This is a genomic window from Clostridium sp. C2-6-12, from assembly GCF_009928485.1.
GTDB lineage: Bacteria > Bacillota > Clostridia > Clostridiales > Clostridiaceae > Clostridium.
Window position 1 is genome coordinate 16,156 of record NZ_JAABNP010000043.1, and the last position, 12,109, is coordinate 28,264.

A 12,109-nucleotide genomic window follows, 5' to 3' on the forward strand; every position below is an offset into this window, starting at 1 on the left:
CTATAACCACCGTTTTACTTCTTTACTTATCTGTGTTGCTATGTACGTATTATTCATCGTAAAGAGATGAAGGCCATCAACTCCATGTTCTAGTAGTCCCTCCATCTGGTCAATTGCATACTCAATCCCTGCCTCACGAAGAGAATCTTCATCATACTCATAACGTTGTAATACTTTTGCAAGTTTTTGTGGAATACTTGTCCCACACATTTTAACCATAAACTCAAACTGCTTTTTATTACTAACTGCCATGATACCTGCTTCGATTGGAATATGTATATTAGCATCTCTTACCTTTTCCCTAAATGCTAAGAATAGATCATTATCGAAGAATAACTGTGAAATCAAATGATCAACTCCAGCTTCTACTTTGATCTTTAAATGCTCAATATCCTCTTGCATATCCTTTGCATCTACATGAACCTCTGGATAACATGCTCCAGACAGATAAAAGTCACCATGCTCCTTAATATAGCTGACAAGATCCGATGCATAATGAAAGTCATCTCTTCGTGGCAGATTAGAATTGATATCTCCACGTAAGGCAAGAACATTTTCAATCTCATTATTTTTTAACTGCTGTAATATGACATCAATTTCTGATTTTGTAGAGTTAACACAAGCCACATGAGCCATAGATTCAATGTGATATTGATTTTTGATCATAGAAGCAATCTTACAGGTAGAAGCATCCGCTGTAGTACCTCCTGCTCCATAAGCAACACAGATAAAATCTGGTGTTAACTCACTTAATTCTCCGAGTAGAGAAGTGATGCCTTCCATAGTTTCATCTCTTTTGGGTGGATATATTTCAAAAGAAAATACTCTGCGATCTTTAAGAAAAAGTTCATTTAGCTTCATAACAGCCTCCATAATCTTACAAATTCTTTGAAACCATTATAGCATACTCTTAGCGTTTTTTCTAACAACCCATCTTCTTAAAAATTCTCGTAATGCTGTATATCATTAACCCTTAACATATTTACCAAAGTGCAATTTATCAACAATCACGCCATCTTTCGGATATAGAATGCGATCTGCTCTACGCGCTGTCTTCAAAGTCCTCAAACGTATTGCATACGGGAGAAGTGATTAATCAATAAGTGAAAATATGTAAACAAATCCCCCTCCCCGTTAGACTGCTGTATATTTAACTAAGCTTTCCAATTACTAAAATACCCTTTGTTTTTATCTAAAAATTTCTTATCAATTTCTATCTTCGTACCATCGTCAACTTTACTTTGTTCTGCTATAGGCACTGGATTACATCCGCCTTTGGTTTTGCCTACCATATCAGCATTAAATCTATTTCCACAGTTTTGACACACTAGCTCCTTACCTTCTTGTACATAATATCCTTTTCCTGAACTATAGCATACCTGACAAGTGTTAAAAGCAACTCTTATTGTTCCATCATTAGCTTTCAGTGCAAGAACCTCCATTTTAACCCCATTTGATTCATATGGATAAAATTTTGCCTTATCAGAAATTTCAGATTTAATGATTTCTATTCCTGGTATAATATTTTCAGAAGATTTACTAGCTTCTTGAATTTTACTTTCATTATTGTTACCTTTCTTATTACTATTACTGCTTTCTTTATTGCTAGAACTTACACTTTTACTGGAATCAGTACTGTCTACATTACTATTACTTACTGATGAACATCCTACTATAGTAAACATACTAATTAGAGTTACTCCTAAAATAATCAGTTTTTTATATCTATTTGCCTTTTCTTTCCCTAAATATGTTTCTTTATTTTTTGTTATATATCCTATCATCTAATTTCCTCCAGATAATTTTCTTTGCTATTCAATATTAAAATAGTTAATTTCACTTCTAACTAGACATATTTTCTAATGACAACTCCATGTGTCAGAGTAGGCAGATATTTGTTTTGAACTCATAGCTCCGCTAGCATTTAAATAATATCCGTCAACAATAGTATTATATGCCATAGTACCATCTTCATATAGGTAATACCAATTCTCGTTATCCTTAATCCATCCTATTTTCATGTATCCATTTAAATCAAAGTAATACCATTGTCCATCAATTTTAACCCAATTGGTAGCATAGGATTGCCCCTGTGAATACCACCATCCTTTATTATTTTGCTTCCATTCCGCATTTGCAGTTAAAGGCATTGCTACTAAAACTGTTATTGATACAATAATACTTCCAGTAATTTTTTTTAACATTTTCATTCCAAAAATCCCCTTTAGCTAAAAATTTATAAGTAAAATATTTCTTGAAATAAGTACCGCTTGCGGTATAGTATACCAACAATATGTGTAGATATTATAAAGATGTCATATGTCTGAAATTTAGTTTTCAATAGCATATAGTAAATTAAATAAGAGTTTTAGCAAAAACAATGATTTTTACTAAAACTCTTATAGAATCCTTTGAAATTACTTACTACATTTTTTCTTTGACTTACTACCATTATTACAGCAACATCCTCCTGATGTACCTTTAATAAATTTACTATAAAGAATATGCGCTGTATATAAAACCAAAACTGCTGTAAGTATAATTTCAACAAACATTATAAACACCTCAAATTCAATATTTAAAATAATTAATATTTTTTAATTGCTACTTAACTCTTCTACCAGTAATATAATCAGATCTATTCATTGATGATATTTTTATCACATCTCCAGTTCTCGGAGCATGGATATATGTATTATTCCCTACGTAGATTCCCATATGAGTAGGATCTCCACCTTTACCAAAGAAAACAAGATCTCCTGCTTGAAGTTCATCTTTTGAAACTCCATATCCATTATTTATTTGATCATAAGTTGTTCTTCCAAGTCTGATGCCAAAATGTGCATAAACATATTGAGTAAATCCAGAGCAATCAAAGCCTGTAGACGGACTTGTCCCTCCCCATTTGTAAGGTGTTCCAAGGAAATTTGACGCATATGCAATTATATTATTATTAGATGCAGGTGCTGCTGATGTTCCCCCTCTTGAAGGTTTAACACTAGGCGCTTCGCCTCTAATTTTCTTTACATCTGCTATTGAAGTATTAACCAATTCTTGAGATTCATCTACTTTTGAAGCAAATAGCCTTTCTTGATTCTTTGCCTCTTCTATGAGTTTCTTTTGATCAGATATGTTGGTATTTAGACTTGTTAACTTATTTTCATTTTCACTCTTTAATGCAAGTAGTTCATTATGCTTTGCTTCAAGGGATACTTTTTTACCTTCTACTTCAGCTTTTGTATCCTTTAAATCACTTATTGCTTTTTTATCCATACCTACTATTTTTTTAATAGCCTCAACTCTTGTGATTAAATCACTAAAATTTTCTGAATCCAGTAATATTTCAAGATAACTAGCTTGCCCCTGCATATACAAAGCTCTCACTCTTTGATCCAATGCTTTCTGTTTATTTTTTGCTGCTTCTTCAAATAAAGTAATTTGTTTCTCGGCATAATTGATATCGTTTTCTGTTGACTTTATACTCTTCTTATTCGTTTCAATTTTCATCATATAATCTTCAATTTGATTATCTAACTCTTCAATATTCGCTTCAAGTTCATGCCTTTTATCTTGAGCTTCCTTTAGAGAATTTTTATTTTGTTCCAATTGAGTTTGTGTTTGGTTAGATGTTGGCACCCCAAAGGCTGAAACTTGAGTTGCAGTAGTCAATGCCATAGCTAACATAACTATTCTAGATATTTTTTTCACTTATATCGCTCCTTTTCTTGTAGAGTAATATTTGCTCCTCTTTTGTAAATTCCCTCCTATGTTACATTTAAATTGTGTAGAAATTATGTAGATTTGTGAATAGGGATAAATTACCTATTAAAAACAAAAAAATTAAGTGTATTGAAAACTAATTATTATTAGAATTCATTACACTTTTTTTATTACTTCGAAAATCATGCTCATTGATATGTAATGCGCCAAACTTCCTCAATCAACTCAATTTAGTCTTTATTACTTTTCTTTGCTGTTTTTTGATATAGTAAACCTAATAAATAATAATCCAATTAGAGTTAAACTTAATCTTATCCAATTATCATAAATATTAATTATATCATAGCTAATCAGTGCTTCCAAAGCTATAGATGGAGCCTTTCCTATCAACGTGGCAACGGTGAATACTCCAGCATTAACATTGCTGATTGAAGCTGCAAGGGTTACAACTCCAGATGGTATAAAAGGAATTATCCTTCCTTCCAATATTAGCAAACCAGCCTCTTTTCCATAACTATTTACTATCTTAGAAATCAACTTATTTCTTTCTGTAAATTTTTCAATCTTATTTTTAAAGCCTAATCTATAAACGATAAAGGTAATATATGCTCCTATTGTTTCACCTAATAAAGATATAAAAAAACCATTAATAGGGCCGAAAAAGACTATATTAGCTCCTGTTACAAATACGGAAGGTAATATACCAATAAGTGAAATTCCTATGCTTATTAGTATACTTATAGGCATTGCTATAGAACTATTATTTCTTAAAATATCTAATACATCATTTGCATTGAACATGGTAATTTTCCCCAGGGGTCAGTCCCCCAAATGCTTTATCTATATCGTTAGTAATGTTACCATCAACAAATCCATCATCTTTCATTTTATTTAATATATCTAAGGCTTCTTTATGGGATAATCCTACTCTATATGGTCGTTCCTCAGTAAGTGCTTCATAAATATCAAGACAGCACAAAAGCCTTGAATTAAAATCCAAATCATTATTTATCTTACCAAATGGATACCCTCTCCCATTTAACTTTTCATGATGATTTGAAGCCCACTCAGTAATATCTTCAAATCCTTTTATTCCATTCAATGCTATCCTTGTAAAATAAGAGTGTTTTTTTACAACTTCAAATTCTTCATCAGAAAGCTTATTAGGGCTGTCCAAAATATCATTAGGCACTGCTAATTTACCAATGTCATGCATATCTGCTGCAATAACTAGCTTCATTTTCTCTTCTTTTTCAAAGCCATAGTAATCAGCCATAATAGCAGCCTTAAGAGATAATTCTTGAGAATGTCTCCTTGTATATTTTGATTTTGAGTCAATTATTCTAGATAGCACGGTAGTTATATTATGTATTCCTTCAAAAGATAGTTCTAGACTATATTCTGGAATTTCATTTTTTAGAGCTGTATCTATATAATCATCTTTTAAATTTTCCCAAAATTCATTATTCTGTGCAATATTCAAAAATGCCTTTACAATAGTTGAAGAAAACATTATATTCTCTTGAGCTTTTACAAACTCAATTACTTCCCTCTGCATTTCATGATTATTATCTTGTAATTTATAATTTTTTTCTATGGTATCTGCAATTACTATAATTTGTGACATTATAGGAATTTCATCTCCCTTTAAATTAAAAAATCCCATACCATCATATCTTTCATGATGATACTTAATTACATTTTTTATATTTGTTAATAGTGGGTAATTCTCAATGTTTTTTTCTCCTATTATACAATGTTCTTTTACATCTTCTAATACAGCTGCATTTGTTAATTCTCTTTTTATTAACTTCTTATGTAAACTGTATTCACTTAAGCCATTATCATGGAGCATTGCAAGTGCTGTTACATCGTGTAATTCCTCAAAGCTAAAACCTATTTCTTTAGCTATATTAATTGTAATATATGCCGTTCTTTTACCATGATTAGATGGCATTCCTAGAATATCCATTTCTACAAAATCCAAAGCAAAGGAAACAGCCATTAAAAATTCATTTAAACTAAATAACATTTTTCCACCCCTCTTAGCTCTAAGCTAATCTTTTATCTTAATAATAGTATAGAATAATGTATAAATTATGTGTACTATTTAGCAAATTTTTATTATACAAAAAATTACTACCCTATTTTAATTTATATTGTTATTATAACTTTAAACTATAAAGGAAAACCACCACATAAAAATATATTTACATCTTTACGTAGTGGTCTCATATTATTATATTACTTATTTATTTCATGTTTTATAAAATGCTATTTTTCAATTAATTAATCTACTAGTGCTTTGATACTATCTTAACATAGGTTATTTTCTTGCTAATAATTGTTTAACTAATTCCCTATTGCTTTCAACACAATTACCACAACCAGTTCCAACTTTAGTAGCTGCTTGAACATCTTCAAATGATTTTGCTCCATTTTTTATTGCATTATGTATATCTTGAACACTAACTTTGAAACATCCACATACTATTGGATTTTCATCTATTTTATTTTCTAATATTAATTTATTGACCAATGCTTTATTACCTTCTACACATTTTCCGCAACCAGTACCCACTTTGGTTACCCCTTGCACTTCTTCAAAGTTTTTTGCACCATTCTTAACTGCAGTTTTTAAATCTTGCTCAGTTAACTTAAAGCAGCCACATACAACCTTACTATCCTCGGTTTTATTTTCACAATTACATCCCATTAATTTTGAAAGTATTGATTTTATCATCTTTTGTTTTCCTCCATAATGTCCTTAATTATTTTTTATTTATTTAAAAGGCTATATAATAAATTTGCCTTTTTTAACTATAATTTATACATAAAATATATATGGCTTCAATTACTTGCCAAAAGCATTCACAACTAATTAGTTATATACTAACTAGTTAATTACTAATTAGTACTATATTGTTAAAATTAAAGGTGTAAATTTATACACCTGAAAGTTTCTTTAATGTATCTATAAGATTTTTCTTTTCTTCAACATCTAAGACACTAAAAATTTCTTCTAAATTCTCTACATGTTTTGGGAAGATTTCACTCATAAGCTTTCTTCCTTTTTCAGAAATACTTATTAAGCTTGCACGTCTATCTTTAGGATCAGGACGTCGTTCAATCAAATCATCCTTAGCTAAATTATCTATAACAACAGTCATATTCCCACCAGTAGAAAGAGTTTTCTCTAATATTTCACTGACCCTCAGATCTCCTTTGTGATATAGCACTTCAAGTACTCCAAATTGTGAAAATGTTAATCCTCCTTCTTTGATAATTTTGTATTCTCTTTTGTTTACACTTTGAATACAACGACTTAATGCTATTATAGACTTTAAATTTAAATCATTTGTTTCTCCATAAGTAATTTTGTTTTTATCCATGTATAAAATAATATTACTAATTAGTACTATTGTCAAGTACATATTATAAACTACATATGTTTGAAATAAAAATACCGCAAAATACTGCGATATTTTTATTAGACTTTTTAAAATATAGTTTACACTTATTATTTAACTCTTCTTGCAGTAATATAATCAGATCTATTTATTGACGATATTTTCACCACATCCCCAGTCCTCGGGGCATGGATGTATGTATTATTCCCTATATATATTCCCATATGAGTAGGATCGCCGCCTTTACCAAAGAAAATTAAATCTCCTGCTTGAAGTTCATCTCTTGAAACTCCGTATCCATCATTTATTTGATCGTAAGTTGTTCTTCCAAGGCTTATACCAAAGTGTGCATATACATATTGAGTAAATCCAGAACAATCAAAGCCTGTTGAGGGGCTTGTCCCTCCCCAAAGATATGGTGTTCCTAAAAAGTTTGATGCATATGCTATTATGTTATTATTAGAAGCAGTCGCTGCAGACGTTGCTCCTCTCGAAGGTTTAACACTAGGTGCTTCACTTCTTATTTTCTTTACTTGAGCTATAGATGCATTGACCAATGCTTTAGATTCATCTACCTTTGAAGCAAATAAACTTTCTTGATTCTTTGCTTCTTGTATTAGCTTCTTTTGATCAGATATGTTGGTACTCAGGCTTGTTAACTTACCTTCATTTTCACTCTTTAATGCAAGTAAGTCATTATACTTTAATTCAAGAGATGCTTTTTTACTTTCCACTTCAGCTTTTGTATCCTTTAAATCACTTATTGCTTTTTTATCCATACCTACTATTTTCTTAATTGCTTCAACTCTTGTAATTAAATCACTGAAATTTTCTGAATCTAATAATATTTCAAGATAACTAGATTGTCCCTGCATATACAAGGCTCTAACTCTTTGATCCAATGCTTCTTGTTTACTTTTTGCTTCTTCTTCAAATGAAGTGATTTGTTTCTGTGTATTATTGATATCGCTTTCTATTGCCTTTATACTCTTCTTATTTGCTTCAATTTTCATCATATAATCTTCAATTTGATTATCCAATTCTTCAATACTTGCTTCAAGTTCATGTCTTTTATCTTGTGCTTCCTTTAATGAACTTTGATTTTGTTCCAATTGAGTTTGCGCTTGATTAGATGTTGGCAGGGCAAATGCTGAAATTTGAGTTACAGACGTCAATACCATAGCTAACATAACTATTTTCGATATTTTTTTCATTTATATTGCTCCTTTTCTTCTAGAGTAATATTACTCCCTCTTTTGTAACTTCTCCCTTATGTTACATAGAGATTGTGTTAAAATTGTGTAGATTCATAAATAGGAATAAATTACCTTTAAAAAAACACATGAAAAAAGTGTATTGAAAACTAATTACTATAGAATTCAGTACACTTTTCTTATTACTTTTAATTATGCTCCTTGATTTGTACTAGAACATTTATTCAATTAATTCAATTCTTCTTAATTATTTTTCTTTGTAATTATAATCCTTACTTAAATGACTTTCGGCATTTTAACTATGAATTCAGTTCCTTTATCAATTATGCTGTTTACTTCTATGTTTCCACCATTAGCTTCCACAATTGATTTTGAAATAGTAAGTCCTATTCCCGCTCCACCTGTTAATTTATTTCTTGATTCATCAGCTCTATAAAATCTTTCAAATATGTGTGGCAGATCCTCTTGTGACATTCCTATTCCTGTGTCCTTAACTGTTATCACAATAAATTTCTTGTCTTCATATAAACTAATTTCTACTTTACAACCTTTAGTAGTATATTTTAAAGCATTTGAAATTAGATTTACTATAACTTGGCTTATTTTGTCTTTATCAAGATTAACTTGAATATCTTTTTCATCAAAAATTAAATCCACTTCTTTATTTAAAAATTCAGTTTCAAAATTTAGTACTATATTCTTAACTGCATCACTAATATTGAATTTTGTTTTAGTTAATATGAGGTTTTCGCTTTCATATTGTGCTAATTTCTCTAAGTCTCCTACAAGACGCTTTAATCTAATTATTTCTTCGTGGCAACTTACAAGTCTATCTGATGTTGGCTCCCATATTCCATCTATTAATGCCTCCATATGACTTTGAAGGGTTGAAAGTGGAGTCCTAAGCTCATGAGAAATATCTCTAGTTAGTCTTTTTCTTAGTTTCTCTTGTTCCTGAAGAGAATTTCCAAGACTATTAATAGAATTTGTTAGTTTGTCTATTTCTTCAATTTTAGATTTTTTTTCAATCTTTTGATTATAATTTCCCTTAGAAATCATTTCAGCAATATTAATAACCTTCAAAATTGGTCTGCTCAAGCCTTCTGCCATTATAAGACCTAATATTAATGCAAAGCATAGAGACGTTATTCCAACACCTAAAAGTATTTTGTTTAAAGTTTTTGAATACATTATATCATTTTCGTCATAATAAAAAGGTCCATAATGCCCTATATTTATTGTCCCTACTTTAACAGAATTCTTCACTATTGAATACTCATCTTTAGTATACTCTCCATTCCACATTGGAAAAATCTTTTCCATGGTGCTAACCAAACGATTTTTTACCTCTTCACATTTAATATTATTATAGGTTTCAGCATCCCATATTGTTTTATCAGATACATCTTTGACAGTAATAAACAATCCATTTTCAATAGCACCAACTCCAATGCTTTTAATCACATCCATATTAAAATTACCATTTTCGTCGTACTGTTGACTTATTGATGAAACAATTATCTTATTTTCCCTTTCATGTTGCTGAATAATATAATTTCTAAATTGATTTTCTAAAAAAAAGTGTGAAAGAACACTTATAAGTGCTACACTTACCATAGTTATAAATACATATGAAAGTGATAGTCTATTTCTGAGGTTTTGTTTCATTTGCTTCTCCTCCAAACTTATATCCAGTACCATGAACAGTTATTATATATTGAGGCTCCTTAGGATTATTTTCTATTTTCTGACGCAAATTTTTAATATGGGTGTCTACAGCTCGGTCATACCCATCATAATCATCCCCTATAGCTGTACAAATGAGCTCTTCTCTTGTAAAAGTCTTCTGAGGATATTTTAAAAGAGCCATTAATATCTTATATTGTATTGCCGTTAATGTAATAACCTCACCATTTTTTCTAATCTCCTTTTTAAGGCAATCTATAACTAAATCATCATCATTTAAAGATATTATATTTGATAATGGTACTACCTCTTCATCCAGCCTTCTGAATATAGCATATATTCTGGCTATAAGCTCCCTTGGACTAAATGGCTTCGTTATGTAATCATCTGCTCCAATATGTAATCCAGATATTATGCTCTTTTCATCTATTTTAGCTGTAAGCATTATAATAGGTACCCTGGATTTTTTTCTTATATTACTGCAAATTTCTTCTCCAGTCATGTCTGGCAGCATTAAATCAAGTACTAATAAATCTGGGTTAGCTCTTTCAAAAATCTCTAGTGCGTCCTTTCCATTAAAGGCTTCAAATACAACGCACTCTTCCCTTTCTAAATATGATTTTATAACTTCAACTATTTTATTTTCATCATCCACTATAAGAATTTTCTTTTCTTTCAGCATACCGTTTCTCCCACCTAACTTTTAAATCAGTTAACAATTAACAATTTACACACTACTAAAAAGAGTGGCTATGCTACAATTCGGAACTTTCCCACAATCCATTTCAGGTATTTCTTCCTTAACTCATAACTCTTAACTGATTTACAATTTCTAATTTATAGATTTAATTTACTAAAACTTATATAAATATATAAATCTATATTAAATTAAGATTATATCTAAGCAAAAGTTCTTTACTTAAATATAACCTTAATTAATGCATTTCTTCTTTAATGTTAATGACTTATTTTACATCTTCTTTAACTATTTTTTCAACTTCCTTTAAATATTCTTTAAGACTATCTTCAGAAAGATAAGGCACTGCCCCAAAAAATGTATGTTTGATTTCCTCTATTCCAGTAAAATCAAATATGCCTGCACCAGTAGTTTGTTTCATTGAATTATGCATACCATTTTGTTCATAAACCTCATTAGGAGTACCTGTAGTACAAAATACCAATGCTTTTTTACCAGTTAATAAACCTCTTGGTGCAACATCTACAGTTTCATAAGCAAATCCATAAGAAAAAAACCTATCAACATATCCTTTTAGCATAGCTGGAAGCCCAACCCACCAAACAGGATATACAAACGTAATAATATCTGCCCATTTAACATGTTCTTGTTCTGTTCTTATATCCTCTGGTATATTACCACTTTGTAATGCCACAAAATCAGATGGCTTAAGAATAGGATCAAAGCCTATTTCATAAAGGTCTCTAACACGAATAGTGTCTCCTTTTTCTTTAGATGCATTTTCTATAGTATCAACTATTCCTCTGCAAAAACTTTTTTGATTTGGATGTGCAAAAACTACTAAGTGATTCATTCTTAACTTCCTCCTTAATATAAAATCACTTTATTTTCCCCTCTAAGTATAGTAATTATTCTTGAAAAGCATCTCTAGGAACTAGCTATTTTTAGACTGATTCAAAGCATCATTTACTGCTGCCATAATTCCTTTACTTGTCATTGTAGCTCCTGAAACTACATCAACATCTGTAGATTGTTTATCTACTATTTCTTTAGGAACTACATTTAAAGCCTCTTTTCCTTTTGTTTCATTGTTAGATACTATTTCTACATTTGCTATCTTTCCATCTTTTACTGTAACTGAAACTTTTAAATCTGGATTCTTACCTTGTCCAATACCTATATAAGTTCCATCTTTATATTTATCTTGTGAAGTGCTGCTATTAGCTGAAGAATTACTGATTTCTGCTTGGCTTAAAGCATTATTTACTGCTGCCATAATTCCTTTACTTGTCATTGTAGCTCCTGAAACCACATCAACTTCTGTAGCTTGTTTATCTACTATTTCTTTAGGAACTACATTTAAAGCCTCTTTTCCTTTTGTT

At 30.3% G+C, this 12,109-nt stretch carries 14 protein-coding genes; all 14 read right to left on the reverse strand.

Features of this window, described 5'->3' with window-relative positions:
* Window positions 1–861 (reverse strand): methylenetetrahydrofolate reductase [NAD(P)H], encoded by an 861-nt coding sequence (metF, locus tag GXK56_RS24085; protein ID WP_160692266.1) that lies wholly within the window; start codon window positions 859–861, stop codon window positions 1–3.
* 293 nt (window positions 862–1,154) lie between these two features.
* Window positions 1,155–1,784, reverse strand: a complete 630-nt coding sequence (locus GXK56_RS24090) for a DUF2318 domain-containing protein (protein WP_243156237.1) — start codon at window positions 1,782–1,784, stop codon at window positions 1,155–1,157.
* Between the two features lie 75 nt (window positions 1,785–1,859).
* On the reverse strand, window positions 1,860–2,210 hold the full coding sequence (locus tag GXK56_RS24095; protein WP_160692268.1) for a hypothetical protein: 351 nt from the start codon (window positions 2,208–2,210) through the stop codon (window positions 1,860–1,862).
* A 207-nt stretch (window positions 2,211–2,417) separates the two neighbouring features.
* The gene (locus GXK56_RS27885; RefSeq protein ID WP_202127935.1) at window positions 2,418–2,555 is read right to left on the reverse strand and encodes a hypothetical protein; all 138 of its coding nucleotides are present in this window, start codon (window positions 2,553–2,555) and stop codon (window positions 2,418–2,420) included.
* A 49-nt stretch (window positions 2,556–2,604) separates the two neighbouring features.
* Window positions 2,605–3,708 carry a C40 family peptidase gene (locus tag GXK56_RS24100; RefSeq protein WP_160692270.1) on the reverse strand — a complete coding sequence of 368 codons (1,104 nt, stop codon included), beginning with the start codon at window positions 3,706–3,708 and terminating at the stop codon, window positions 2,605–2,607.
* A 252-nt stretch (window positions 3,709–3,960) separates the two neighbouring features.
* Window positions 3,961–4,521 (reverse strand): VTT domain-containing protein, encoded by a 561-nt coding sequence (locus tag GXK56_RS24105; protein WP_160692272.1) that lies wholly within the window; start codon window positions 4,519–4,521, stop codon window positions 3,961–3,963.
* Window positions 4,505–5,752 carry an HD domain-containing phosphohydrolase gene (locus GXK56_RS24110; protein WP_160692274.1) on the reverse strand — a complete coding sequence of 416 codons (1,248 nt, stop codon included), beginning with the start codon at window positions 5,750–5,752 and terminating at the stop codon, window positions 4,505–4,507. Before GXK56_RS24110 ends, GXK56_RS24105 begins: the two co-directional genes overlap by 17 nt.
* 294 nt (window positions 5,753–6,046) lie before the next feature.
* The gene (locus tag GXK56_RS24115) at window positions 6,047–6,463 is read right to left on the reverse strand and encodes a (2Fe-2S)-binding protein (RefSeq protein WP_160692276.1); all 417 of its coding nucleotides are present in this window, start codon (window positions 6,461–6,463) and stop codon (window positions 6,047–6,049) included.
* A 202-nt stretch (window positions 6,464–6,665) separates the two neighbouring features.
* A complete protein-coding gene (locus GXK56_RS24120) occupies window positions 6,666–7,112 on the reverse strand; it encodes a MarR family transcriptional regulator (protein ID WP_160692278.1) in 447 nt (148 codons plus the stop codon).
* Between the two features lie 128 nt (window positions 7,113–7,240).
* Window positions 7,241–8,344, reverse strand: a complete 1,104-nt coding sequence (locus GXK56_RS24125; RefSeq protein ID WP_160692280.1) for a C40 family peptidase — start codon at window positions 8,342–8,344, stop codon at window positions 7,241–7,243.
* Between the two features lie 276 nt (window positions 8,345–8,620).
* The gene (locus GXK56_RS24130) at window positions 8,621–10,012 is read right to left on the reverse strand and encodes an ATP-binding protein (RefSeq protein ID WP_160692282.1); all 1,392 of its coding nucleotides are present in this window, start codon (window positions 10,010–10,012) and stop codon (window positions 8,621–8,623) included.
* A complete protein-coding gene (locus GXK56_RS24135; protein ID WP_160692284.1) occupies window positions 9,990–10,712 on the reverse strand; it encodes a response regulator transcription factor in 723 nt (240 codons plus the stop codon). The genes GXK56_RS24130 and GXK56_RS24135 overlap by 23 nt, the downstream gene beginning before the upstream one ends.
* Before the next feature lie 283 nt (window positions 10,713–10,995).
* Window positions 10,996–11,580: an NAD(P)H-dependent oxidoreductase gene (locus GXK56_RS24140; protein WP_160692286.1), complete on the reverse strand. Its 585-nt coding sequence runs from the start codon at window positions 11,578–11,580 to the stop codon at window positions 10,996–10,998.
* A gap of 81 nt (window positions 11,581–11,661) precedes the next feature.
* On the reverse strand, window positions 11,662–12,109 hold a 448-nt coding region (locus tag GXK56_RS28375), incomplete at its 5' end, for an FMN-binding protein (RefSeq protein WP_243156238.1).